This window comes from Arthrobacter sp. StoSoilB22 (assembly GCF_019977315.1).
Lineage (GTDB): Bacteria > Actinomycetota > Actinomycetes > Actinomycetales > Micrococcaceae > Arthrobacter.
On sequence record NZ_AP024652.1, the window covers coordinates 2,998,443 to 3,023,266 of the forward strand.

The 24,824-nt window shown below is 63.2% G+C and carries 19 protein-coding genes; 5 read left to right on the top strand and 14 right to left on the bottom strand.

The genetic code is table 11. From position 1 onward, the window contains the following. Positions 1-15 precede the first annotated feature (15 nt). The 3 genes from LDN70_RS13920 to LDN70_RS13930 are packed head-to-tail and all read right to left on the bottom strand — an operon-like array spanning position 16 to position 7,270. A complete protein-coding gene (locus LDN70_RS13920; protein ID WP_223940560.1) occupies positions 16-3,519 on the bottom strand; it encodes an ATP-dependent helicase in 3,504 nt (1,167 codons plus the stop codon). After that, positions 3,516-6,857 carry an ATP-dependent helicase gene (locus LDN70_RS13925; RefSeq protein WP_223940561.1) on the bottom strand — a complete coding sequence of 1,114 codons (3,342 nt, stop codon included), beginning with the start codon at positions 6,855-6,857 and terminating at the stop codon, positions 3,516-3,518. Before LDN70_RS13925 ends, LDN70_RS13920 begins: the two co-directional genes overlap by 4 nt. Continuing rightward, a complete protein-coding gene (locus tag LDN70_RS13930; protein WP_142938515.1) occupies positions 6,854-7,270 on the bottom strand; it encodes an MGMT family protein in 417 nt (138 codons plus the stop codon). Before LDN70_RS13930 ends, LDN70_RS13925 begins: the two co-directional genes overlap by 4 nt. Positions 7,271-7,336: 66 nt before the next feature. On the opposite strand from LDN70_RS13930, the gene LDN70_RS13935 reads away from it, so the two are divergent. From LDN70_RS13935 to LDN70_RS13950, 4 genes are all read left to right on the top strand, one after another. Further along, positions 7,337-8,047, top strand: a complete 711-nt coding sequence (locus LDN70_RS13935) for a 3'-5' exonuclease (protein WP_166840086.1) — start codon at positions 7,337-7,339, stop codon at positions 8,045-8,047. A 355-nt stretch (positions 8,048-8,402) separates the two neighbouring features. Beyond that, positions 8,403-9,353 carry an ABC transporter substrate-binding protein gene (locus LDN70_RS13940; protein ID WP_202979310.1) on the top strand — a complete coding sequence of 317 codons (951 nt, stop codon included), beginning with the start codon at positions 8,403-8,405 and terminating at the stop codon, positions 9,351-9,353. Positions 9,354-9,365: 12 nt separating this feature from the next. Further along, positions 9,366-10,130 (top strand): amino acid ABC transporter permease, encoded by a 765-nt coding sequence (locus LDN70_RS13945; protein WP_223940562.1) that lies wholly within the window; start codon positions 9,366-9,368, stop codon positions 10,128-10,130. Next, positions 10,127-10,864: an amino acid ABC transporter ATP-binding protein gene (locus tag LDN70_RS13950; protein ID WP_024817418.1), complete on the top strand. Its 738-nt coding sequence runs from the start codon at positions 10,127-10,129 to the stop codon at positions 10,862-10,864. Before LDN70_RS13945 ends, LDN70_RS13950 begins: the two co-directional genes overlap by 4 nt. Positions 10,865-10,959: 95 nt before the next feature. Here the strand turns inward: LDN70_RS13950 and LDN70_RS13955 are convergent, their stop codons facing one another. From LDN70_RS13955 to hemE, 10 genes are all read right to left on the bottom strand, one after another. Further along, positions 10,960-12,246, bottom strand: a complete 1,287-nt coding sequence (locus tag LDN70_RS13955; RefSeq protein WP_223940563.1) for a glycoside hydrolase family 3 N-terminal domain-containing protein — start codon at positions 12,244-12,246, stop codon at positions 10,960-10,962. 113 nt (positions 12,247-12,359) lie between these two features. Beyond that, the gene (gene hemL / locus LDN70_RS13960) at positions 12,360-13,679 is read right to left on the bottom strand and encodes a glutamate-1-semialdehyde 2,1-aminomutase (protein WP_223940564.1); all 1,320 of its coding nucleotides are present in this window, start codon (positions 13,677-13,679) and stop codon (positions 12,360-12,362) included. A 43-nt stretch (positions 13,680-13,722) separates the two neighbouring features. Then, positions 13,723-14,856, bottom strand: a complete 1,134-nt coding sequence (locus LDN70_RS13965; RefSeq protein ID WP_223940565.1) for an LLM class flavin-dependent oxidoreductase — start codon at positions 14,854-14,856, stop codon at positions 13,723-13,725. After that, complete coding sequence (hemB, locus tag LDN70_RS13970) at positions 14,856-15,836, bottom strand: porphobilinogen synthase (RefSeq protein WP_223940566.1); 981 nt, start codon at positions 15,834-15,836, stop codon at positions 14,856-14,858. The genes LDN70_RS13965 and hemB overlap by 1 nt, the downstream gene beginning before the upstream one ends. After that, positions 15,833-16,711 (bottom strand): uroporphyrinogen-III synthase, encoded by an 879-nt coding sequence (locus LDN70_RS13975; protein ID WP_142938510.1) that lies wholly within the window; start codon positions 16,709-16,711, stop codon positions 15,833-15,835. Before LDN70_RS13975 ends, hemB begins: the two co-directional genes overlap by 4 nt. Continuing rightward, positions 16,698-17,696 carry a hydroxymethylbilane synthase gene (gene hemC, locus LDN70_RS13980; RefSeq protein WP_142938509.1) on the bottom strand — a complete coding sequence of 333 codons (999 nt, stop codon included), beginning with the start codon at positions 17,694-17,696 and terminating at the stop codon, positions 16,698-16,700. The genes LDN70_RS13975 and hemC overlap by 14 nt, the downstream gene beginning before the upstream one ends. Further along, positions 17,693-18,916: a ferrochelatase gene (locus LDN70_RS13985; protein WP_142938508.1), complete on the bottom strand. Its 1,224-nt coding sequence runs from the start codon at positions 18,914-18,916 to the stop codon at positions 17,693-17,695. The genes hemC and LDN70_RS13985 overlap by 4 nt, the downstream gene beginning before the upstream one ends. Beyond that, a complete protein-coding gene (hemQ, locus tag LDN70_RS13990; protein ID WP_142938507.1) occupies positions 18,913-19,614 on the bottom strand; it encodes a hydrogen peroxide-dependent heme synthase in 702 nt (233 codons plus the stop codon). The genes LDN70_RS13985 and hemQ overlap by 4 nt, the downstream gene beginning before the upstream one ends. Before the next feature lie 87 nt (positions 19,615-19,701). Next, the gene (hemG, locus tag LDN70_RS13995; protein ID WP_223940567.1) at positions 19,702-21,189 is read right to left on the bottom strand and encodes a protoporphyrinogen oxidase; all 1,488 of its coding nucleotides are present in this window, start codon (positions 21,187-21,189) and stop codon (positions 19,702-19,704) included. Between the two features lie 5 nt (positions 21,190-21,194). Then, positions 21,195-22,310, bottom strand: a complete 1,116-nt coding sequence (gene hemE / locus LDN70_RS14000) for a uroporphyrinogen decarboxylase (RefSeq protein ID WP_223940568.1) — start codon at positions 22,308-22,310, stop codon at positions 21,195-21,197. Positions 22,311-22,468: 158 nt separating this feature from the next. On the opposite strand from hemE, the gene LDN70_RS14005 reads away from it, so the two are divergent. Beyond that, a complete protein-coding gene (locus tag LDN70_RS14005) occupies positions 22,469-23,788 on the top strand; it encodes a glutamyl-tRNA reductase (protein WP_223940569.1) in 1,320 nt (439 codons plus the stop codon). A gap of 14 nt (positions 23,789-23,802) precedes the next feature. Here LDN70_RS14005 and LDN70_RS14010 read toward each other — a convergent pair whose 3' ends face one another. Continuing rightward, complete coding sequence (locus LDN70_RS14010) at positions 23,803-24,792, bottom strand: SDR family NAD(P)-dependent oxidoreductase (protein WP_223940570.1); 990 nt, start codon at positions 24,790-24,792, stop codon at positions 23,803-23,805. Positions 24,793-24,824: the final 32 nt, after the last annotated feature.

Genomic DNA, 24,824 nt, shown 5'->3' on the forward strand with positions numbered 1-24,824 from the left:
CCGGGCTTCGGTCATTCAGCTGCCGCTCTTCAACGCCCTCGCGACTATCAGCTCCAACTCCTCGGCACTGCCAAGATCGTGTGGGCGTACGACGGCGTCATCCGCAACGTAGTAGAAGGCAGCGCTGACGTCCTCCAGGGGAACGTCCTTGAGTCGAGCCCATGCGAGCCGGTAAACAGCCAGCTGCACCGCGCGGGTTGCCAGTTGTATACCTGCCGGGCGTCGTCCGGTCTTCCAGTCAATGAGCTGCCAACGGCCGTCGGCATCACGGAACACGGCATCGATGCGCCCGCGTACTACGACGTCGCCAATCCGGGTTTCCACAGGTACTTCGACGAAAGCGGGAGCCCTTTGGGCCCACTCGGACTTCTTGAACGCCGCCACCATGTCATCCAGCCCGTAGGCCTGATCAATATGGGAGTCCGAACCCGGCGCTTCATCAAGGTCCAACATGCCCGTTGTCCCGAAGTACTCCTCCACCCAGGCATGAAAGGCCGTACCTTTGCGGGCCGAAATGCCCGGTTCACGGGGCACCGGCCTGCGAAGCTGGTGCAAGACGGCCGCCGGGTCAGCCCCCAAATCTACGAAAAGTGAAGCGGAGATATGGCTGGGCAAGTGGACATCCTGAACGGTTTTCAGCTGGCGCTGGCGATCCAGCAGGAGTTCTGCCTCCTGTGCCCACTTCCCGGCCGCACCGGTTAGGTCGCCTGAAGGATCCTTGCCGGGTTCCTCCATGTATCGACGAACCATGGCCGCAGCCTGATCCATGGCCAGCCTTCTGCCTGGGGTAAGCCTCAGGCGGGCACCGGTCCGTGGGTCCGAAGGCCCCTCCAAGGGGTCATAGGGAAATTGGGCTACCTCGAGCACTGCGGTCAAGGGGCTTTCCTCGGGCAAGGCCTCCTCGGCTACCGATTGGGGATGGACCACAGCACTGCCCTGCGAATGAGTGACACTGGCGCCCTCTGCCGTTGCAGCCATTCCGGCAAGCGGTGCGAGTTCGGAAAGGAAGGAGGACATTCCGGTCATTCCCGATCGAGAGCCGTTCCAAGCAGCACTGGAGGCCCACAAGACAAATTTGGCACGGGTGTAGGCAACATACGCGAGCCTCCTCTCCTCTGCCTCGCCGTGATGCTGGACCTCGGATTTGAAGTCCTTCTCGGCGTCCAACCATCCTTTTTGGTCAGGCTGCTCCAGGTCCCATTGGGGAAGGTCAGCACGATCGCCCCGCAATGGCCACGGCAAGGCCGCGGCGCCGGTGCTCCACCTCGAATCCCTGCTGCTGGGAAAAGAACCAGCATTGAGTCCAGGGACAAAAACCACGTCCCATTCCAGGCCCTTGGAGGCATGGACAGTCAACAATTGCACCGCCTCCCGGTTGGTCTCAGCGGGGGCCACATCCAAGCCGCCTTCCTCTGAGGCCGCGGCTTCAAGCCACGACAAGAACGCCAGCAGATCAATACGCTGTGAAGTCTGCAGGAACCCTGCTGCTGCATCCTGGAATGCATCCAGGTTGCGGCGTGCTTGGTGAATACTGATTCCTGGTTTGGCGGCAACCTCAATGTCCAGCAGCATGGCACGTTCCACCTCTCCAAGGAGTGTGGTGAGGTCGTCTCCGATGTAGCTCCTGAGCGAGCGGAGCTCCGAGGCAAGGCTGGTCAGTCGATCCAGGGCGGCAGGGCTCAGGCTCCGCCCATGCCCTGAAGTCCAGTCCGGCCGGGGGAGGAAATCAAGGGCCTCCACGAGGCTTGCGGCATCGGTGATATCGCTTTCAACCACGACTGCTGCGGGTTCTTCGTTGTCTTCGAAAGTGTCATGGCGGGCTTCCGGGGTCGACCGGCGACGGGCCAGGAAGCGGGACCAGTCGCTGAACGCCATCAAATCTGCCGGACCAATCCGCCATCGTGCCCCGGCCAACAACCTCATCAGAGCATCGGAACGTCCCGGATCGGCGAGGACCCGCAACGTCGCCACCAGGTCCACGATCTCCGGTGTGTCCAGCAAGCCGCCAAGTCCAACGATCTCGTAGGGAATGCCCTGGAGTTCGAACTCCCGGCGGAGGCACTCCATCTGCGCCCGCCGGCGACACAGGACCGCCATGGTGGGCTTGACGGGGGTGCCGTCCTTCTCCTCCTCGAAAACAGTTCTTTGATAGCGACGGACATCGCGGGCTATGACGGCGGCCTCGTCCTCATCCGTGCCGAAGCGACCGATCACTACACTCCCATCCACCGCTGCAGGGCTGGGTACCAACGCGGGGACTGAGACATTACCGGCTTTCTTCCTGTCCCCTGCCGGACCCTCCGATGCTGCCGCCCTGTTCAAGGGCGCTGCGATGGTGTTGGCGGCTTCGAGGATGTTTCTGCCGTTCCGCCAGGCAGTGGTCAGATAAGAGGTGGGTGCAATGGAGAAGGAACCATCGCTTCCGGAGGGGTCCAAGCGCTGCACGGGAAACTCCTGCACAAAGTGGAAGAGCTGCCCTGCAGAAGCGCCGCGGAACCCATAGATCGACTGGTTGGGGTCTCCCACCGCGGTAACTGCGTGACCCTTGCCGAAAAGGCGTGAAAAGAGGACAAGCTGTGCGTGGGAGGTGTCCTGGAACTCGTCCAGGAGCACCACCTTGTAGCGGGCACGTTCAGTGGTTGCAGCGAGCGGAATGTCACTGGCGATACGCGCTGCCAGCGCCACGAGGTCGCCGAAATCGAGGACCCCGCGTTGACGTTTGGCCTCCTGATAGCGAACCACCATGTCGGCAACGCTGGCTCGGGTCCGGAGCATAGCCGCGAGGTCTCCCGCGGCCTGGCTGGGATTCTTCTTGGCCCCGGCTACATAAGGAAGCTGCTCAAAGGTCTCAACGCGTTCCAGAACCCACTCGCGCACCTCCCCGGGGTCCTGAAGGTGCTCCGCGCACTCTCCGGCCAGCTGGATGACCGCATTTACGAGGGTGGACTTTGCGGCGGTGAAGTGTTCGTAGTCGCCGTCGTACGCCTCCACCACTTCGCTGGCCAATTGCCAGGACTGTGCACCGCCAAGCAAGACGACGTCCCGTTCGATGCCCAACCGCAGGCCGTAGTCCGACACAATGCCGCTTGCGTAGGAATGGTAAGTGGACACTTTGGGTTCGAGCTCGTCAGCACCGACGAGCCCCTCCGGGAAGCCAATGCTGCCGTCGTCCTCCGCCGCGATCCGTTGGAGTGTGGCCAGCTTGGACCGAATCCGGCTCGCCAGCTCGCCAGCAGCTTTCCGGGTGAACGTTACCCCCAGAACCTCTTCCGGACGCACCCAGCCGTTGGCCACCAGCCACACCACACGGTCGGCCATGGTGGCCGTCTTGCCGGAACCTGCTCCTGCGATCACCAGGCGGGGTGAGAGGGGCGAGGCAATAATCGCCGCTTGCTCGTGCGTCGGGTGGTTCTTCTCGCCAAGGATACCGGCCAGTTCGGAAGGCGAAAATCTGGGCGCGGGGACTCCCTCTACACCCAGGGGGCTGGAGGCGAAGCCGTCCAGGAGCTCGGTTGTCATTCGGTGACCTGCTTTCCTCGGGCGCACAACGGGCAAATGTCGGGCAGACGGCATCCATGGCCGCCATGCCCTGACTTGCCGGGGTCGTGCCGTGCATCGAACGTTGACCCTGCCATGAGCGTGGCCGCCTCGTTCACCAGGCTCTCTGCCCAGTTCTCTGCCGGATCCAATGGATCCTGCTGCTGCACTCCGGGGCTCTTTGTTTTGGTCCCAAGGTGGGCCAACACTGCGCCACCGGGAGCGAAGCCTGTTCCTGCCCCGGAAGCAGTGAGCCCCTGTCCCGTTGCAGCGTCCTGGAAAGCACCTTTGAGGACCGCAGCCTGGTAGGCACCCAGCTGCGGGTGCCGGGCAACCTCGGCCTTGCCGGGTTGCCGTTTGCCGGTCTTAAGGTCCACAATCACAAGCCTGCCCTCCGAATCTATTTCGAGGCGATCCACCTGGCCGCGTAATACCGCATGACGTACGGCCACCTCTTCAAGAGCTTCAGGACCACTGACGCCAACGGCATCAACCGTGACATCAGGAAGCTGAACTTCAAAGTCGTGCTCTACTGCCAGCAAGCTTCGTCCGTCGTTGCGCATGATGAGCACATACTGGGCCAACTTCCGGACCATGAGTTCCGCCCGCTGGAAATCAAGTTTCCCCTCCCAGTTATCCTTCATGCCCAAGCTTGGCCAGCGGCGGACGAGTTCGGCGACGTACTCGGCTCCCGAGGCCTCGGGAAGCTCCTGCGCAATGGCGTGGACCAACGTGCCCAGACTGCGTGCGAAGTCGGTGGCCGCTTCCCCGCCGGCTGCTTGGACAAACCAGTCCAACGGGGATTTGTGGACAGCTTCCACTTTGGACGGCGAGACGGAGACGGTACCGCCAGCCGGCACTACGGCTGCCTGGGAACTCAGTGGCGCCAAACCCCACCACGTGTCCGGGTGCGCCCCCGGAACCGGCGGGTCCGTAGTGGCGAGCCTGGCCAGTATCCGTGCCGCCTCGTGCGCGGAACGGGATTCCCCGGGTGCTTCGTCTTCTGCCTGGGCATGCTGCCTCAGTTCCGCAACGAGTGCCCTTAAGGTCATGGGACGGTCAACAGCTGTATAACCGCGTTTGTACTCACCGGATGCGAGCGGGGCCACGTAGTCCAGGAAGGCAGAAGGCTGTTCGTCCTCGGAAGACACTGCAGTGCAAATCAACACTTCACGGGCTCGCGACACGGCTGTTGAGAAGCTCCTGAGTTCGTCGTAGCGGATATCCCGGAGCCTGCTGAGGGGTCCACGCCGGAGGGCGTAGTCCACTCCATGCTCCACGGCATCGGCGTAGACGGTGCTGCCCAGCAGCTCTCCACGGAGGCGCGTGTTGGGCCACACTCCTTCCTGGAGGCCTGCAACGATTACCACCGGCCATTCCCGGCCCGCCGCACTCGCCGGAGTCATGATCTCCACGCATGCCTCCAGCTGTGCCCGTGCGGCAAGGGTGTCCATGGGCAGTTCCTGGTTCAGCAGGTAGTCGAGGAATTGCTCTGGACCGGAACCGGGCAGCTGGTCGACAAAGCGCTCGGCTGTGTGGAACAGAGCCATCATGGCGTCGAGGTCCCGATCTGCGCGCGCCCCCGCGTTGCCCCCTTCAAGTGCCATCTCCGACCAACGCGATGACAACCCCGTTGCGTGCCATAAGGCCCACAGAACAGATTCCGCGTTGGCGCCCGGCTCGGCGGCAGCAGTGGTACCGGCCGCGATCATACGGGCGAGCCTGCGGGCAGAGCTGCCTTCAATTCCCAGCGATGCCAGTGCCCCCGGTTGGAGCAAGGCTTCGACCAACAGAGCGTCGCTGGAGCGGCCGCCGCCTCCTAAAAGCTCCTCGCGGCGTAGGGATTGCCGCAGCCTCCGCAATTCGATGGCAGTGGCGCCTCCGATCCGCGATGTCAGGAGGGATACTGCAGTTTCCGGTGTGAGTTTTGCCGGGTCCAGAACAACGGCAAAAGCCTCCAGCAGCGGGCGGACAGCGACTTCGTCACGGACAGCTGAGTCCGCTACGGGAACGCGCACCGGGATTCCTTGGCCGCTCAGATACCGCTGCAACTGAGAGATCTGTCCGCCGTTCCGCACGATCACTGCGATGTCGCTGAACTCCCGCGATTCCCGCAGTTGCGCTTCAAGGATGCGCTGCGCGACGTACCGGAGCTCGTGGACTGCGGACGGCAGCACGTGCCCTTCTACGCGACCATCGCCGACGGTCGCCTCACGTGGGCTTTCCGGATGTTGAGGTTGTTCCATCTGTCTGGCCAGCTGACCACCGGAACGCTGCGAGATGCGGGCCGCTACCCGCATCCACGCCTCGGCTACTTCCGGCGTATGCCGGTGGGTCGCCGATAAGGGTCGTTCCAGGACGGATTGCTGGGTGCCGCCCAGCAGCGATGGCAACTCTGAAACCAAGTCCGGGCGTGCGCCGCGGAAACCTTGCACTACCGTGTCCGGTGAGTAGGTGACCACCACATCCTTGCCTTCTCCAATGTCGGCAAGGAGTTCGAATACTGCCGGATTTGATTCCTGGGCGTCGTCCACGAGGATGAGTTGGAGGCGTTGCCTCTCGGCGGCGAGGAACTCCGGCGAGTCTTGGAAAATTTGCCGTGCCGTGGTGATGATCCCGGCGGGGTCAAACGCCTCCGGCATGCGGAGGTCCAGGACGTCCCGGTACTCGCTGTACAGCTGGGCCGCCGCCATCCAATCAGGGCGTCCGCACTCGTAGGCAAGCCCCACCAAGTCCTCCGCGGTGCGCCCCGATTCGATGATGCGGTCGAATAGCTGCCTGATCTCGTGACGGAAACCGCGGGTAGGAAGTGCTGCTGCGAGGTCCTCCGGCCAAGGCAGATGGAAGCCGGGACGGGAGTGGCCCTCCAGCAGTTCCTTGATGATGAGGTCCTGTTCAGGGCCTGACAGAAGCTTCGGTGGCCGCGACAGCGGCAGGATGCCTTCAGCCTTTGCCCGCCGGATGACGTCGAAAGCGTACGACGCCCAGGTGCGTGCCGGCGTCGTACTAAGGCTGCGGTCCAGGCGCCCTGTGAAGGTGTCGCGCAAGGCAGCGGCGGCGTGGCGCCCGGGAGCGAGAACGAGAATCTGTTCCGGGTCCAGGCCGTCTTCACGAACACGGCGGACTGCCGATTCCACCAGCACCGTTGACTTGCCCGTCCCAGGCCCGCCGGGCACCAGGACGGGGCCGCTCCCCTGCGGGAGGGAAACGACTGCACGTTGATCCGGGGACAAAACGGGTGCCGCGTAGTGGGTCTCACGCGGCGGGAGCAGGCGGAGGGCTGCCGGTGCTTGGCGGGTTTTGGCAGGAGTGGCGGTCACACAGTCATTTCATCATCGGGCACCGACAATTTATGGAGTTGACGCTCCAACTGGTCAGAGATCACATCAAGTTGATCGAAGTCGCCATCCGAAGGCGCCCAGCGTGCTGCTGTCAGGTCGACCCTCCAACGGCCTTCCCCCGTCCTCAGGAATGCCTCGTACGCGCCATGAAGCGGGGTCGATTCCTGCAGGTAATGTTTCAACGCGTCAACCTCGTGACCGGGAGGCGCCTCCCCGCTGGCCCTGAGCACGCGCCACCAGGCCACAGAGCTACCGTAATGGCTCATGACTGCGCCCACCTGCCGCGGTCCGCCAGCACCCAGGAGCTCCGCGACGTCACCATAGGAGACCGCCGAGCCTGACGGAACAAGGTCTACAACGGCCAGAACCGCCGTCACATACTCCATCCGCATGTGTTCAGCGTAACGGCAGGAGTGTCGTGCCCAAAGAGTGTCGGACCCAGCCGGTAGCTTGAAGGCATGAGTTCCTGGAATACCCTCTCCCGTGCCGCATTCGACCTCGAGACCACCGGGAAAAACTCGCGGTCAGCGCGGATCGTCACCGCTTCCATCACAGTAGTGGATGCTCACGGGGAGCTCATCGCAGAGCACGAGTGGTTGGCAGATCCAGGGGTGGAGATCCCGCTCGAAGCAAGTGAGGTGCACGGAATATCCACGGAGAAGGCCCGCGCCGAAGGCCGCCCGGCAGCAGAAGTCACACGCGAAGTCGCAGGGGTACTCCAAGGACTGTTCGACGACGGCACTCCCGTCATTGCTTTCAACGCCAGTTACGATTTCACCGTGTTGGCGGCAGAGTCTGCCCGCTACGGCGTTCCCCAACTGAGCCGTTTCCCCGTGCTGGATCCGTATGTCATGAACAAGCAAGTGGACCGCTACCGCAAGGGAAAGCGCACCCTCACCGCTTTGTGCGAGGAATACGGCGTGGACCTGACAAACGCCCATACCTCCGCGGCGGATGCGCTGGCTACCCTCCGCGTTTTGGATGCCATGGCCGGCAAGTTTCCCAAGCTGCAGATGCCGGCGTCCACACTGCATCAGCTGCAAGTAGACTGGGCGGCGTCCCAGGCTGCTGATTTCCAGCAATACTTGCGGCGGAGCAAGCCCACCGCCGTGATCGAGGGTGAGTGGCCGGTGCTGCCGCCTGAGGACGCCAGCCGGGGCGGCTTCTAGAACAGGAAGCACGGCAGGTAGAACAGGAAGCACGCCAGGCATTACTTTTTGCGACGCATGTCACAGCGAATTCGGGAACCCAAAAGGTGGGACTGGCCGCGCGGAGATTCCAGGCGTGGCCTCGAACCCGGAATAGTCCAGAGTCCATCGGGCACCTGATGGGAACTTTGTTCGGTTAATTCGATTGCTGGCATTCACTTCTTCGATTCACCGCGGGCTAGTGGGCTGGTGACATAATTAAGTTTGGCGGGTTGAAGTCTGCTAGGGCAGCCAACCTTTGTTCTGCTGCTTTTCTGCTGCCGCATTCCCCGCCCACCGCGAAACGTCTCCGTTACCCGATGAAAGTGATTTCTTCATGAAATTCAAAGCCCCTAAGTGGCTGTCTGTTGCCCCCGTGGCCGCAGCCCTGGTGATTTCCCTGGCAGCATGCGGTGGAGGAACCTCCGAGCCCAGCGGCTCGCCCACCGATGCGCTGGCTGGCAGCGACCAGAAATCGCTCGATACCTTCACCACCGCCGATGTGACGCCTCTGGACAAGATCGACAAGACCAAGCTAGGCCTGATCACCGACGGCACCCTGCGCGTAGGCACCCTCTCAGACGCCCCGCCGAACATCTTCATCGATCCTTCCGGTAAGTTCACCGGCTACGACAATGAGCTCCTGCGGGCCATCGGCGACAAGCTGGGCCTCAAGGTGGAGTTTGCATCCACCGACTTCTCGGCGCTCCTGTCCCAGGTGGGCAACAAGCAGTTCGACGTCGGATCCTCCTCCATCTCCACCACGGACGCCCGCCGCAAGACGGTCGGCTTCACCAACGGCTACGACTTCGGCTACATGGCTATCGTGACCAAGAACGACTCCAAGGTCACCGGCTTCGCCGACGTCAAGGAAGGCCTGCGCATCGGCGTCGTCCAGGGCACCGTCCAGGACGACTACATGACGAACACACTCAAGATTGAGCCCGTCCGTTTCCCTGACTACAACACGGTCTACGGCAACGTGAAGAACGGCCAGATCGACGCGTGGGTTGCTCCTTCCCAGCAGGCCGAAGGCCAGGTCAAGGAAGGCGACAACACCAAGATCGCCGAGAAGGTTGTCAACACCCAGAACTTCACTGCATACGCCGTGAATAAGGACAACCAGCCGCTGATCGACGCTTTGAACTCCGGCTTGGATGCTGTCATTGCTGACGGCACCTGGGCCAAGCTCACGGCCGAGTGGTACAAGGACCGTCCGACTGCCGCCGAGCAGACCCCCCAGGGCTGGAAGCCGGGCAGCAAGGCCGTCCAGCTCCCCGCCAAGTAACCAGGGCGTTCCATGGATATCCTCAATCAACTAGCCGAGTCCTTCTTTGACTGGGAGGCAATAGGCGAAGTTCTCCCTAAGATGTTTGCCGTCGGGCTGCCCAACACCATCGTTCTGGCTGTCGTCTCGGGCATCATCGGGACTGCTCTCGGGATGCTGCTCGCCCTGATGGGGATTTCCCGGAACGCAGCGGCACGGTGGATAGCCCGCATCTACACCGACATCCTCCGCGGGCTTCCACCGGTGCTGACCATCCTCGTGATCGGATTCGGTTTCGGCCCCATCATTCGCGAACTCACGGGTTCAACCAGCCCGTACCCCATGGCCATCGCGGCACTGTCCTTGATGTCGGGCGCTTACATCGGTGAGATCTTCCGTTCAGGCATCCAGAGCGTGGACAAGGGACAACTCGAAGCAACCCGGGCCCTCGGGTTCAGCTACGGCTCGTCCATGCGCCTGGTGGTGGTACCCCAGGGAATAAGGCGGGTTCTTCCCGCCCTGGTGAACCAGTTCATCGCACTGATCAAGGAATCCTCGCTGGTGTTCATGCTCGGTCTTCTGGCCACGGAGCGTGAAATCTTCCAGATCGGCAAGGACGCAGCCGCCAACAGCGGCAACCTGTCCCCTTACGTGGCCGCTGCCATCTTCTATCTGGCGCTGACCATTCCACTCACGCACTTTGTGAACTGGATTGACGCCCGCATGCGCTCCGGCCGGCCGGAGAAGAAAGAACCGGACGAGGCAGCAGCCGTGGTAGGAAAGGGAGCCCAGGCATGAGCGAATTTGCATCAGGCACACTGACAGCCAAGAACATCCATTTGTCCTTTGGCAGCAACCACGTACTGCGCGGCATTGACCTGCATGTTGAGAAGGGCACCACGGCCTCGGTGATCGGCCCGTCCGGCTCGGGCAAGTCCACGCTCCTGCGCGTCATGAACCGGCTGATCGAACCGGACCAAGGCGACATCCTCCTGGACGGACGTTCGGTCCTCAAGGACAATCCGGACGAATTGCGCCGCCGTATTGGCATGGTGTTCCAGCAGTTCAACCTGTTCCCCCACAAGACTGTGGCAGAGAACATCTCCCTGGCCCTGCGTAAGCTCCGTGGCATGTCCAAGGAGCAGGCACGCGACGAAGCCCTGGCCCAATTGGACCTGGTGGGTTTGAAGCACAAGGCTGACTCGCGTCCGGCAAACCTCTCCGGTGGCCAGCAACAGCGCGTAGCCATAGCGCGCGCCTTGGCCATGAAGCCCGAGGTGATGTTCTTCGACGAAGCCACTTCCGCACTGGACCCGGAACTCGTCAAGGGCGTCCTTGCCCTCATGACGGACCTGGCCCAAGGAGGCATGACCATGGTGGTGGTGACCCACGAAATGGGCTTCTCCCGCAATGTCTCCGACGTGGTGACCTTCATGGACGCCGGTGTGGTGGTTGAATCCGGCCCTCCGGAGCAGCTGTTCACCAACCCGCAAACGGAACGCCTTCAGGGCTTCCTTTCGGACGTCCTCTAAGGACCTGTTCACAACAGGACACGCACCACGTACAAAGAACCCCGCTTTCACATGGAAGGCGGGGTTCTTTGTTCCTGATCCCTGACGTGGAGCCGCTATTGACCGGCCTTGACTTGCAACACAGTAAGCGCGGCGGCGTCCACCTTGGCCCGGAAGGCCGGATCTGACGTGGCCTTTTGCACTACAGCTTGGTGCATCGCCGGAATGCTGGTGGGATCGGCACACACCAACATGGTTCCGCCTGCGCCGAAAAAGTTCAGGGCCCGATCAGCATCTGACCAGGCTTCCAATTGCGCAGCACTGCAGAGGTCGTCAGAAAGGACAATCCCTGTGAAACCTGCGTCAGCACGCAGCATGGCGTCCATGATCGTCGCTGAGAACGGTGCGATGTTTGCGGGGTCGATCTTGTCGTAGTAGGCGTTGGAGACCATGACCCACTTGGTACCCGATGCGATGGCGGTGTGGAACGGCTCCAGCGCGGGATCGTCCCTTGTGGTGGTGGTGTCACGGACATTTTTGCTGACGTCCGTATTGGGAACCACCCTGCCCAGGCCCGGGAAGTGTTTGACCACCGGAGCAACCCCGGCGTCTTTCATGCCGTCGGCAAAAGCGTTGCCCAGCAGCGAGACGTTGCCGGGGTCATAGCCGTACTCCCGCTGGAAATGGCCGATGGGGGCATTTGAGGGTGCAAATTCCGGGCTGGTCACTGTATCCAGGACCGGTGCGAGGTTCACGTTGACCCCTACTCTGCGAAGTTCCTTTCCCCACGTTGCGGCATCCGCCCGGAGCTTGGCCGCCCCGGAAGATGCTTGGACCAGGGCAGCAGGAATCGTGGAGAAGCCCGGGCCGGAGAGCACCTGAACGTATCCGCCTTCTTGGTCGGTAGCAACAAAAAGAGGCAGCCCGCCCGTTGTGGCAGCAGAGACAGTGCCCGTCAAGGAAGACACCACGGCAGCCGTCGGAGCAGTTCCGGCCTTGCTGCGCCCGCTGAGATAAACGTTTCCGGCATGGTACTTGGTCAGTGCTTCCATGGTTCCGGGTTCGGCGCCGGTGGCTTTAGAGGCCACCATGAACAGTTGTCCCACGCGCTGCTCAAGGCTGAGCGCGGCGAGTTGTTTCTCTACAGCTGACGGGGCGCTAGGTGCCGGGGCCGACGCTGCGGAGGGAGGCGGGGAAGTAACAGCAGACGGCGTGGTTGACGCCGGCGGGGATGAGGGTGCCGGTGTGGTTGTCGGTGAGGAAGGAGAAACAGACGGCGTCCCCTCCGCCGTGGCTTGGCCGGAGTTGGATGGGCCACTGGAACAACCCGAGGCCGTCACCAGAAGTACACCGGCGGTGGCGATGCTGACACTAATCGATGCAATGGACGGGAACTTGCGCATGGTAAACCGTGAATTCGTTGGGGGTGGGTTTCCACCTACGAGCCTACCCCGGGACAAACAACGATGCCCCGGCCACATGCTTCGAGCATCTGGCCGGGGCATCACTAAAAAAGCTAAGCCGTAGCGCCCGCTGCAGCCTTTGCCGCCGCCGGAAGGGCGTCGATAATCCGGTTCATCGCTGCGTCGTCGTGAGCGGCGGAAAGGAACCAGGCTTCGAAGACCGACGGCGGAAGGTAGACGCCTGAGTCCAGCATGGAGTGGAAGAACGGGGCATAGCGGAAGCTTTCCTGCCGCTGCGCGTCGTCGTAGTTGTGTACGCCATGGGCGGAGGTCCCAAACGCCACGGAGAACAGATTGCCCGCCCGCTGGATCGAGTGGTCCACCCCTGCTGCATCAAGGGCAGAGGAAAGCGCTGCGGAGAGTTCCAGCGAGCGGCCATCAACGTAGGCGTAGACCTCAGGAGTTGCGTGGGTCAGAGTTGCCACTCCTGCAGCCATGGCCACGGGGTTTCCGGACAGGGTTCCGGCCTGGTACACGGGACCGACGGGAGCAAGGTAGTCCATCACGTCGGCACGGCCGCCGAGTGCCGCCGTCGGCATTCCACCACCAATGACCTTACCGAAGGTGAGCAGGTCCGGAGCCCAGCCTTCCTGGCGGCCGGTCAAGCCCCAGTAGCCGGCGTACCCGGTACGGAAGCCGGTGAGGACTTCGTCCACGATCAGGAGCGCACCGTGCTCCTTGGTGATGCGGGACACGCCTGCGTTGAAGCCCTCACCCGGAGTGACGACGCCCATGTTGGCCGGTGCCGCTTCGGTGATGACGGCAGCAATGTTTTTGCCGTGCGCAGCGAAGGCAGCCTCGACGGCGGCGAGATCGTTATACGGCAGAACCAGGGTTTCAGCGGCAGTGGCCTCCGTAACGCCGGCAGAGCCGGGCAAAGCCAACGTTGCCACGCCGGATCCTGCCGCTGCCAACAGCCCGTCCAAGTGGCCGTGGTAGCACCCGGCAAACTTGATGATCAAGTTGCGGCCGGTGAAACCGCGGGCCAAACGAACGGCGGTCATGGTGGCTTCGGTTCCAGTGGATACCATCCGCAGACGTTCAACAGCGGACACCCGGTCCTTGACGATCTCAGCGAGGTTGGCTTCGTCCGGTGTGGAAGCTCCGAAAGAAAGGCCTCGATCCACAGCTGCGTGAACGGCATCGAGCACGGCGGGGTGGGCGTGTCCCAACAACGCAGGCCCCCAGGAGCAGACGAGGTCCACGTATTCCTTGCCGTCCGCGTCCGTCAGGTAGGCGCCCTTGGCCGAGACCATGAACTTCGGGGTACCGCCCACTGAACCGAAGGCCCGCACCGGCGAATTCACGCCGCCGGGCATCAGGGACCGGGCACGGTCGTAAAGTTGATCGGACACGGGGGTATTTGAGGTCATGGTTCCTATTCTTTCAGTGATTTCAGCTTGGCCGGGCGCAGTCTTATGCGGCGTCGGCCAGCAGCTCGGTGACCCGCGGGGCCACCTCGGTGCCGTAGAGCTCAATGCAGCGCATCATTGACTGATGCGGCAACGTTCCATTGCTGTATTTGAGGTCGAATCGGTCCACACCGAGATTCCTCTTGAGAAGAGCGATTTTCTGCGCCACGGTTTCCGGGGAACCAACATAGAGGGCACCCTCAGGGCCGCACATGGCGTCGAACTCGCCACGGTTCCCTGGCCCCCACCCACGCTCGGCACCGATCCTGTTGCGCTGCTCCAGCCAATGCGGGAACAGCTCCTCGCGGGCGGCCTCGTCCGTGTCCGCGATGAATCCTGGTGAGTGCGTGGCAATCTGGCGCATGGGATGGCCGTACTTTGCCATCGCCTCACGGTACAGGTTGACCAGCGGTGCGAAGCGTCGGGGCTCTCCCCCAATAATGGCGAAAATGATGGGGTAGCCGTATTCGGCGCAGCGCAGCACGGACTCCGGTGTGCCACCCACACCAATCCAGGCCGGCAGGAGGTGATGCTGGAGTTGGGGGTATACCTGCAACCCATTGACGTTGGGCCGCGTGCGCCCCGCCCAATGAACGGGTTTCTGGGCGCGTACTTTGTCGAACAGCTCCAGTTTTTCTTCGAAGAGGACTTCGTAGTCTGCCAACTCCAAGCCAAACAGCGGGAATGACTCCACGAACGAACCCCTGCCGAGCATGACCTCGGCCCTGCCATTGGACAAGGCATCAACCGTGGCGAAACGTTGGAAGACGCGGATGGGATCATCTGAGCTGAGCACGGTAACGGCGGACCCCAAGCGGATCCGTGATGTCACGGCGGCCGCCGCAGCAAGGAAAACCTCAGGCGCGGACACAGCGAAATCGCGGCGGTGGTGCTCCCCCACGCCAAAGGCATGGATTCCGACGGCGTCAGCCAGTTTCGCTTCCTGCAGCAGCTCCCGCAGGACAAGCGCATGCTCCTTGGGGTTTCCGTCAGCATCCACACCGGCGTCGCCGAAGGTGTTCAGGCCGAGCAGGATCTGGTTGGCCGCCACTGGTGCAGCGGGATCGGAAGGCACGGCGGTCCGGGACGGTGCCGTGGGATCCAGGGGAACAGCGGATTCTGCAGGGAGAGAAGACATCAGGACTCCTTCAACCAGCCTGCCAGTTCGGAGGCCCAGTAGGTCAATACGGTATCGGCTCCAGCACGCTTGATGCCGAGGACAGATTCAGTAATGGCGCCCCGCCTGTCGATCCAGCCGTTGGCGGCGGCCGCTTCGATCATGGCGTATTCGCCTGAGATTTGGTAGGCCGAAACAGGCACCGGACTCATTGCAGCCACATCAGCGAGAATGTCCAGGTAGCTCATGGCGGGCTTGACCATCACCATGTCGGCGCCTTCTTCGATGTCGAGTTCCACCTCCAGGATGGCTTCCCGGCGGTTGGCTGCGTCCATCTGGTAAGTACGGCGATCACCCTTGAGTTGGGAATCCACGGCCTCACGGAACGGGCCGTAGAACGCTGAGGCGTATTTAGCTGCGTAGGCAAGGACTGCTGTGTTTTTGTGTCCGGATTCCTCCAGTGCTTGACGGATGACCGCGATCTGGCCGTCCATCATTCCCGAGGGCCCCAGCACGTGGGCGCCCGCGTCGGCCTGGGCAACTGCCATCTGACCGTAGATCTCCAGCGTGGCGTCGTTATCCACGTAGCCCTCGGAATCGAGGACGCCGCAGTGGCCGTGGTCGGTGAACTCGTCGAGGCAAACATCGCCCATGATCACCAGGCCATCGCCCACCTCGGCTTTGACGTCGCGGATGGCCTTGTTCAAGACGCCATCCGGGTCCAGTGCAGCGGTGCCTTGCGCATCGCGTTCGGCGGGCACACCGAACAGCATGATGCCTCCTACGCCCAACTCCACGGCTTCGGCTGCGGCCCGTTTGAGGGACTCTGTGGTGTGTTGGACGACTCCCGGCATGGAACTGATGGGACTCGGCTCGGTGAGGCCTTCCCGGATGAACGCCGGGAGGATCAGGTCCGCGGGCGCCAGGCGGTTTTCGGCGGTGAGCCTGCGCATGGCGGGAGTGGTGCGCAAGCGGCGGGGACGATGGTTCGGAAAGCTCATGACGATTTCCCTTCGTTGGCGAAAACAGATTCCAAGGCGGCCACAATGCCGTCCGGGGTTGGTTCTTTGGCGGTGGCTGCCACGGTGAGGCCTATCCGGGAGGCCTCTGCCGCCGTCGGCCGTCCAATGGCGATCAGCCGGCACCTGCCCAAGGGCATCAATGTTGCAGCGATACGGCGCGTCGCGCTGGGAGAAGCAGCCACCACAGCGTCCACGGTTCCGGCATCCAGTGCTGCCCGCGCGTCTTCCGGAACAAGTGTTGCCGGATCGTCAGTGAAGGACGTCCCGACGCCGGAGGGAAGTACCGCTGTCAGGCGGAGTTCGGCACGGGCAGGGTAGTCAACCGTGCGGTAGGCGACCACGGACGTCACGTCCGCACCGCTTGCCGCCAGGCCGTCGCGCAGGCTGGCCGCCGCAATATCGGCTTGGGGCAGGAACACGCGTACGCGGGACGCTTCCCACACAGCAAGGAGGCCGTCCGCCGATTGGACATCCTCAGGCGCCAGAGCAACGGCGAGGCCTACGGATTCGAGAACCTGATGGGACGAAGAGCCAATGGTGGCCACCTTTGTTCCCGATGGAACAAGATCCGCGAGTGCCATCCCGCGCTGGGCAGCCTTCTCCATGAGAACCCGGACGGTGGTGATACTGCTGATCACCAGCCAGTCAAAGTCACCGGCCGCCAACTTGTCCAAGGCCGCATCAAGGGAAGCCTGGTCCCCTGCCCTCTCAAAATCGATGAGCGGAAGCACCAAGGGCTCGGCCCCCAACTCACTCAGCAGCGCCGCCAAAGGGCGTGCACGGTCGGCGCTCCTGGTGATCAGGACACGCCGGCCGGTCAGCCCATTTACTTCATACGGCTCAGGACGCGGCAAGGTCCGCGATCTCCGCGGCGCCGGCAGCGAGCAAGAGCTCAGCCACTTCGATGCCGAGCAACGTGGCTCCGACTTCCGTTAGACCGTCCGTGGCTTTCTTTTCGCGGACTGTCTTGGTGCCGTCCACGGCGCAGACCACTGCTTCAAGGTGCAGCATGCTGCCCTTCCGGAAGGCGTAAGCCCCCACGGGGGCAGCACAACCGGCTTCGAGCCGGGCCAGAACGGCACGCTCGGCCGTAACGGCGAGGCGTGTGTCGTCGTCGTTCAAAGCGGCAAGGGCCTGGGCCAGCACCGAGTTTGATCCCTCGGTGGAACCGCCCAGTGGCGGAGCGTCATCCGTCCGGCATTCGATGGCCAACGCTCCCTGCCCGGGGGCCGGCAGCATGACGTCGGATTCGAAGAATTCGCTGACGGTGTCCAACCGATCCATGCGTTCCAAGCCCGCTGCGGCCAACACCACAGCGTCAAGATCGCAGGTCTTGCCGGGGACAACAACATCGGTCACATTTCCCGGCAAACCAGGGACACGGCCGAGGCGGGTATCCACGTTCCCACGGATGTCGAGCACCTCAATGTCCGGACGTGCAGCCCGGAGTTGCGCGGCCCGCCGTGGTGAGCCTGTACCGACTTTGGCGCCGCCCGGCAGTTCGGCGAGCGTCATGCCATCGCGGGCACAGAGTACGTCGCGGACATCCACCCGTTTGGGTGTTGCAGCGATGCTCAGGCCAAGTGCGGCGCCCGTGGGCAGGTCCTTGAGGGAGTGCACGGCAACGTCACAGGTCTCAGCGAGAAGTGCGTCCCGAAGGGCCGCGACGAACACGCCTGTGCCGCCCATCTGGGAAAGGGACCCGGTTTTGACGTCGCCCTCGGTCTTGATGTGCACGAGTTCCACAGGGAAGCCGCCAACGGCAGCCAACCGGTCCGCAGTTTGCTGCGTCTGCGTCAGGGCGAGCTTGCTCGCCCTGGTGCCGATGCGTACGGTCACTTGGCAGCCTCCGGAGCGGGGTACGCGTCGTGCCCGATGCCCACTGTGGTACCAACTTCCGAAATGACGGGCTTCGCTCCGCGGAAGTTTTCGCAGCAGTTGGGACGGCAGACGTCGTACCAAGCACCCAGGTCCGTCACGTGGGGGCGCTCGGCGATGTTGTTCTCCACCGTGCGTTCGCAGATCAGGTCTACCAGGCCGGACACGAAAGCTGCGTGCGTACCCGGGGTGGGGACACGGGTTGCTTCGATGCCGAGGTCCTTGCAGGTTTCCAGAGCCTCGGTGTCCAGGTCCCAGGCAACTTCCATGTGATCGCTGACGAAGCCGAGGGGAACAATGACGACGCCGCGGACCCCTTCAGGGGCGATTTCCTCGAGGTGGTCGTTGATGTCCGGCTCAAGCCACGGGATGTGAGGGGCGCCGGAACGGGACTGGTACACCAGGTCCCAGGCAACGTTGGGTGCCACAACATCCATGATGGCCTTGGCGTTGGCCAAGTGCTGGGCAGCATAAGCCGAGCCTTCCGCGAATTCGCGGGGCTCGTCCTCGGACCTTCCAGCGGCCTCGGCATCCCGGGTGGGGATCGAGTGCGTAGCAAACAGGACGCGGATCTTTGAGTCCGGGTCAGTCTCGCCGGCTGCGACGAGCTTGCCGCGGATCTCCTCCAAGCCCGCAGATGTACCCTCCAGGAAGGGCTGGACTACGCCGGGGTGGTCGAAGTACTGGCGGATCTTGTCCACCTGGAGCTTGCCATCCAACCCGGTTTCCGTCAGGGCAACGCCGATGTCCTCGCGGTACTGGCGGCAGCTTGAGTAACAGGAGTAGATGCTGGTGGTGAGCATCAGGAGCCTGCGGTGTCCGGCGTCGTAAGCGTCCTGAAGTACCGGGGCGATGTACGGGTCCCAGTTGCGGTTACCCCAGAGGACCGGCAGTTCGATGCCACGGCGGTCCAGCTCGGCCTCAATGGCAGCCTTCAGTTCACGGTTCTGCTGGTTGATGGGGCTAATGCCGCCAAAAGCGCGGTAGTGGTGGGAGACCTCTTCGAGACGTTCATCCGGAATGCCGCGACCGCGGGTGACATTGCGGAGGAAGGGAATGACGTCGTCCTGGCCTTCGGGCCCGCCGAAGGACGCGAGCAGCACGGCGTCGTAATTTTTGGGTTCCTGGCGGCCGCGCTCGGTGACTTCGTTGACGGCCGTGGAAACGACTGGAGTGCTCATGCAAGGACCTCGGCAATCTCGGCAGCGGACACGCGGCGGCCGGTGTAGAACGGGATTTCTTCACGGACGTGGTTGCGGGCCTCGCTGTCCCGCAGATGGCGCATCAGGTCCACAAGGTCCACCAGTTCCGGTGCCTCGAGTCCGAGGATCCATTCCCAGTCACCCAACGCGAACGAGGAGACGGTGTTGGAGATGACCTGCGGGAATTCCCTGCCCAGCAGACCGTGTTCGCGGAGCATGGCGCCGCGTTCCTCGGCCGGGAGGATATACCACTCGTAAGAGCGGACGAAGGGGTACACGCACAGCCAGGTGCTGGGCTCCACGCCACGAGCGTAGGCCGGAATGTGGCTCTTGGAGAACTCCGCTTCGCGGTGCACGCCCATGGCGGACCATACGATCTCGGTGCCGGCAAAGAGTTTGCTGCGCCGGATGGAGCGGACCGCGGACTGCAGGTCTTCGGGCTTGGCCCCATGGAGCCACACCATGATGTCCGCGTCGGAGCGCATAGCGGAGACGTCGTAGCTGCCGCGAACGGTGACTCCGCCTTCGGCAAGCTTCTCTACCAGGGCCTCGTACTCCTGGGCTGCGTCGCCGCTGCGCAGGACATCGGCCGAGCGCTTGAAGACAGTCCAGAGCGTGAAGAACTGCTCTTCGGTATCAGCAGTTTTAGTGACAGATTCGGCAGAAGTGTGGCTCATGGTTCAAGTTTGCCCGGTGCCAGCCGCTAAGTCGAAACGGATTAGTTCTACAAGGCGTAGAAGTGACGCAAATCACCATTCTGGTGATCAGCCTGCATGCACCCGGGCCACTTGCGCACGAGTGTCGGCCACTACTGCAGCAAGGCCGTTCCCGGCCAACCAGCCGCCCACCACGGTAAGGCGGTTGGCAGACGCGCACGCCTGACGAACCTCCGCCACGCGCTGTTTATGACCGACGGCGGCGAACGGCAGGGCGCCAGCCCAGCGCACCACATCCCAATCCACGATGTCCGCCTTGGATACCGGAACCGTCAGCAGCGCGGAAGCATCTGCCACGGCGGCGGTAAGGAGCGACTCATCGTCCATGACAACGTCCGCGCCGCCGCCTGCCTCTTCACGCCGACCATAGGACAGGCGCAGGACGTGGGTGCCCGGACCGGCTTCGTCAGCCAACCAATCCCACTTCGCCGTTGCATGGGTGAGGGCCTTGGCCTTGATCCCCGGGGTTTCGGGTGCAACCAGGATTCCGGTCCCCCTGGGCCTGCCATCAAGTTGCGGCAGGTCCACCACCAAGGTCACCAGGCTTACCAGGGGTCCTGGAGCCGGACGGAGGCCGGACAGCACAGGCAAGGACTTCTCCAGCAACCCGACGGCGGCCGGGCCGTCAAGCGCAACCACCAGGCGGCCGGCGTCGTAGGTGGAACTTTCAGCGGTGACCCGCCAACCCTCTTCAGTTTTCACAACGTCCTCGGCACGCCGACCGGCGAGCAACTGAACCCCCCGCTCCTGCAGGTCAGCGACGAGGGCGTCCACCAGAGTGTTCATTCCACCCTTCAGGCCGGCCACGGCGGAACCCGCTTTTGCCGTTCCGGACGACGCCGCGGAGGATGAAGACGGGGCGTCCTTGGACCCTTTGCGTTGAGCTGCGACAGCAGCAGCAAGTGAGCCATGCGAGCGGATTCCGGCGCGCAGGCCCGGGGCCACCATATCCACGTCCAAAAGGGCAGGGTCAGCGGAATGAACGCCGCCTACCACCGGCGAAACAAGCCGCTCCAGAACCCTTTTGCCCATACGGGTACCAACCAGAGCGGCAACACTGGTGACCTCCGCGGACGTACCGACAGATGCCGGGAGCCAGCGGTCAAACGAGGCTCTGATGGCTCCGAGGAGACCCAGGGATCGTCGAACCTCAGGGTCCCAGGGATTCGCGGGAATACCGAGTACTCCGGTTTTGGGAAGCTCCTGCGGGCCGTCCGGAAGCTGCACCCAGGCACCTCCGGGGTGGGGAGCAACTATATGGTCCGCCAGGCCCAACTCACGCGCGAGGTCGGCGACGGCCGTGGACCGTGTGGCAAACGACTCCGCCCCGCTGTCCAGACGCAGCCCGGCAACAACATGGCTTCCCACGCAGCCTCCCCATGCGGTGGTCGCCTCGAGGACAGTAACCGTTGACCCGGCCGCGGCAAGCTCCCGCGCAGCGATCAGGCCTGAGATGCCGCCGCCCACTACCACGGCAGTTGGCCGTGCAGCTGCTGGTATCGGCTCCGACGTGGACGTCGCATGCCCCGCGCGCATAGCGCCTACTCCGCAGGGATGGAGTGGATGAGCTCCACCACGCGCGTCAGAACGGTGGGGTCTGTTTCGGGAGGAACTCCATGACCAAGGTTCAGCACATGGCCCGGGGCGTGGGAACCAGCAGCGATGACCTCCCGGACGTGGGCTTCAAGGACCTCCCACGGGGCGGACAGAAGAGCGGGGTCGATGTTGCCTTGAAGCGGCACAGTTCCACCCAGGCGTCGGTTGGCTTCGTCCAAGGGCAGCCGGTAGTCCACACCTACGACGTCTACGCCGACGTCGCGCATGGCAACCAGAAGCTCGGAAGTGCCGGTTCCAAAGTGGATCAACGGCGCCCCGAGTCCACGGACGTGGTCCAGCGCCCGGGTGGATGCCGGCGCCACGTACTTGGTGTAGTCATCCAGGCCAAGGGATCCGGCCCAGGAATCGAAGAGCTGCGCCGTCGAAGCGCCTGCCTCAAGTTGGGCCTGAAGGAACATTCCGGAGGTATCGGCAGCCCAGTTGGCCAGCGCCGCCCACGTCTCGGGATCGGCGTGCATCATGGTTCGGGGCCCGAGGTGATCACGGGAGGGCTTCCCTTCAACCATGTAGGCGGCCAGGGTGAATGGCGCACCGGCGAAGCCGATCAGCGGGGTCTTTCCGAGTTCGGCAACCGTCAGGCGGACGGCTTCGCGGATCGGCTCGAGGGCTTCCCACGTCAGGGTGGGAAGGGCGGCCACATCAGCTGCCGTTCGCACCGGCTTGTCCAACACGGGTCCTACGCCGGGGACGATGTCCACTCCCACGCCGGCGAGCTTCAACGGAATAACGATGTCCGAGAAGAAGATGGCGGCGTCAACGTCGTGGCGGCGAACCGGCTGCAGGGTGATCTCGGCGGCCAGTTCAGGCCGCAGGCAAGAGTCCAGCATGGCAACGCCTTGGCGGACCTTCAGATACTCAGGCAGGGAACGACCCGCCTGGCGCATGAACCATACAGGCCTGCGGGACGGCGTGCCACCGCGGTAGGCAGTGATCAACGGCGAGTCCGAGGTACGGCCGTCGTTGAGCGGGTGGTTGGCGCCGAGGGTTCCCGCCGGGGCGTTGGAAGCCGTACTGTTGGATGCTGCCGCGCTAGAAGTCATGCCTTCGATTGTGCCGAAAATCCGGGGCAAAAGATAACGACAAGCTGTCACGTCGCGCCCGGCCCGGGCCGTTGTGTCGGGGATCACTGGCCTTCGTGGGGATCACCACGGTGCTGCATTGTTCTACCGGGCTACGAAAAAGCTATGATTGGGGTGCTGTGGTTCTTTTCTCATTGGTGGCTACACACGCCGACATCGACCTCGAAACTGTCGCTCAGTTGAGCAACGGTTCCTCTGAGCTTGCCTCGGCAGCCCTGACAGACTCCTCCCTGGTTTCCGGAGCCGTTGTCCTGGCCACGTGCAACCGCTACGAAATTTACGGAGAAACAGCCAACGGAGCTGACCTTGAGGCGGCTCGTTCGGCCCTTGTCTCCCAGATCAGCGAACTCAGCGGCCTCAACGAGCAACTCGTCTCACGCTCCTTCGCCACAAACACCGGTCCGGACGTCACACGGCACCTGTTCGCTGTGAGCGCCGGCCTGGATTCAGCCGTGGTAGGTGAGCGCGAGATCGCAGGCCAGGTTCGCCGGGCGCTGATCACAGCACAGCAGGAAGGCACCGCCAGCTCCGGCCTTGTGCGCTTGTTCCAGGCGGCCTCCAAAACGGCCAAGGATGTCGGCGCGCAGACAGCCCTCGGCTCGCGCGGGCTCTCGATCGTTTCCGTCGCATTGGACCTTGCCACCGACCTCGCCGAAAACGACGATTGGTCCCGCAAAAAGGTTGTGGTCTTCGGAACCGGGGCCTACGCCGGCGCAACCATGTCGCTTCTGCGGGAGCGCGGCTGCACAGACGTCTCCGTTTACTCTTCTTCCGGCCGCGCCGAAGGCTTTGTAGCCACCCGCGGCGGAACAGCGCTCGACGCCGACACTCTTCCCGCTGCTGTTGCCGCAGCTGACGTCATGATTGGCTGCAGCGGCTCTGACAACAGAGTGGAGGCCGCCGATCTTGCCCGCGTCCGGGCCCACTCGGGCAAACCCTTGATCGCTATCGACCTCGCCCTCACCCACGACTTCGACCCCGCAGTGGGCGAACTCGATGGCGTTGAGCTCCTGACGCTTGAATCCGTACGGCTGGCTGCGCCTCAGGAGCAGGCAGAGTCACTTTCCCAGGCCAGCGCAATAGTCAACGGCGCCGCCACCTCTTTCGAGTCCGAACGCGAAGCCCGCTCCGTGGACACTGCCATTGTGGCGCTGCGCCGCCACACCATGAACGTCCTTGACGCGGAAATGGAAAAAGTCCGGGCACGGCATGGTTGCACCGCCGCCGCCGAAGAGGTTGAGTTCGCCCTTCGCCGGATGGTCAAGCAGCTCCTGCACATTCCCACGGTCAGGGCACGCGAACTGGCAGCCAACGGCCAACAGGAAGAGTATGTTGCCGCTCTGGAAGCCCTCTACGGCATCGAAGTGGAGAAGCCCCAAGCCGCCCCGGCCGCGGAGTGCCCGGTGGATCACGGGCAACTCCGCTCCGAAAGCGCCTGAGGCCACCTCGCCACTTACGCGAAAGCGTTGATACCTGTCAGCTCGGCGGACAGGTCCCACAGTTTCCCTGCTTCTGCTTTGTCGATAGCGTGCGCGTCCACACCTTGGTAGCGGGCGAGGGGTGAATCTTTGTCGGTGGGATTGGCGATGTCGCAGTCCTCGCAGTAAACCCCGCCTTTGCCCGCCAAAGCCGGTGACGTCGCCGCCCAAACCGAGGTTGCTGCGCCCTGTTCCGGCGTCTTGAATCCTTCCCGGAGATTTCCCTCGCCGTCCATCCAGCCTGCGGCCACCATCTCTTCCTTGGGCAAATGCCGTTGCAGCTCAGTCATGATGCCCCCTGGATGCACCGCGAAAGACCGCACGCCGAATTCCCGTCCCCGCCGGTCAAGTTCCACGGCAAAAAGTGAATTGGCCGTCTTGGCCTGACCATAGGCCCGCCATTTGTCGTAGCCGGTAGCGAAATTGATGTCCTCGAACCGGATCGGGGACAGCTTGTGGCCGGTGGAGGATAAGGAAACTACGCGGGCGTTGCCGGATGCCGACAGGGCAGGCCAGAGAGCGTTGACCAGAGTGAAGTGCCCCAGGTGGTTGGTGGCGAACTGGGCTTCCCAGCCCGGTCCCACGCGTTCTTCCGGGCTTGCCATGATGGCCGCGTTGTTGATGAGGATGTCCAACGAACCGTGCCCGGCCATGTATCGCTGGGCGAATGCTTTAACGCTGTCCTGGTCTGCCAGGTCCATCTCTTCCACCGTGACCGTGTCACCGAGACCGGCGCCAGCCAGCACTTCCTTTGCGTGTTCGGTCCTGCGAGCCGGGACTGTGACTTCCGCGCCGGCTGAAACCAGCGCCCGAACTGTCTCCAGGCCGAGCCCGGAGTATCCGCCGGTAACGATAGCCGCCTTTCCGGCGAGGTCGATTCCATCGATGACCTCCCGGGCGGTGGAACCGTGCCCAAAACCGGAACCAAGAGGGTGTTGCAGGGTCTCTGCCAGATCTTCGCTCATGGTTGAGCTTTACAGACAAAGGCCTGACCGGG

What these genes read in the sequence shown, in the direction of transcription:
- LDN70_RS13940 (WP_202979310.1), top strand. Translation starts at nt 8,403, where the DNA reads ATGAAATTCAAAGCCCCTAAGTGGCTGTCTGTTGCCCCCGTGGCCGCA.
- LDN70_RS13930 (WP_142938515.1), bottom strand. Translation starts at nt 7,270, where the DNA reads ATGCGGATGGAGTATGTGACGGCGGTTCTGGCCGTTGTAGACCTTGTT.
- LDN70_RS14010 (WP_223940570.1), bottom strand. Translation starts at nt 24,792, where the DNA reads ATGAGCGAAGATCTGGCAGAGACCCTGCAACACCCTCTTGGTTCCGGT.
- hemE (WP_223940568.1), bottom strand. Translation starts at nt 22,310, where the DNA reads ATGACTTCTAGCGCGGCAGCATCCAACAGTACGGCTTCCAACGCCCCG.
- LDN70_RS13965 (WP_223940565.1), bottom strand. Translation starts at nt 14,856, where the DNA reads ATGTCTTCTCTCCCTGCAGAATCCGCTGTTCCCCTGGATCCCACGGCA.
- hemQ (WP_142938507.1), bottom strand. Translation starts at nt 19,614, where the DNA reads ATGAGCCACACTTCTGCCGAATCTGTCACTAAAACTGCTGATACCGAA.
- LDN70_RS13920 (WP_223940560.1), bottom strand. Translation starts at nt 3,519, where the DNA reads ATGACAACCGAGCTCCTGGACGGCTTCGCCTCCAGCCCCCTGGGTGTA.
- LDN70_RS13945 (WP_223940562.1), top strand. Translation starts at nt 9,366, where the DNA reads ATGGATATCCTCAATCAACTAGCCGAGTCCTTCTTTGACTGGGAGGCA.
- hemG (WP_223940567.1), bottom strand. Translation starts at nt 21,189, where the DNA reads ATGCGCGCGGGGCATGCGACGTCCACGTCGGAGCCGATACCAGCAGCT.
- LDN70_RS13985 (WP_142938508.1), bottom strand. Translation starts at nt 18,916, where the DNA reads ATGAGCACTCCAGTCGTTTCCACGGCCGTCAACGAAGTCACCGAGCGC.
- LDN70_RS13935 (WP_166840086.1), top strand. Translation starts at nt 7,337, where the DNA reads ATGAGTTCCTGGAATACCCTCTCCCGTGCCGCATTCGACCTCGAGACC.
- hemB (WP_223940566.1), bottom strand. Translation starts at nt 15,836, where the DNA reads ATGAGCTTTCCGAACCATCGTCCCCGCCGCTTGCGCACCACTCCCGCC.
- hemL (WP_223940564.1), bottom strand. Translation starts at nt 13,679, where the DNA reads ATGACCTCAAATACCCCCGTGTCCGATCAACTTTACGACCGTGCCCGG.
- LDN70_RS13950 (WP_024817418.1), top strand. Translation starts at nt 10,127, where the DNA reads ATGAGCGAATTTGCATCAGGCACACTGACAGCCAAGAACATCCATTTG.
- LDN70_RS13955 (WP_223940563.1), bottom strand. Translation starts at nt 12,246, where the DNA reads ATGCGCAAGTTCCCGTCCATTGCATCGATTAGTGTCAGCATCGCCACC.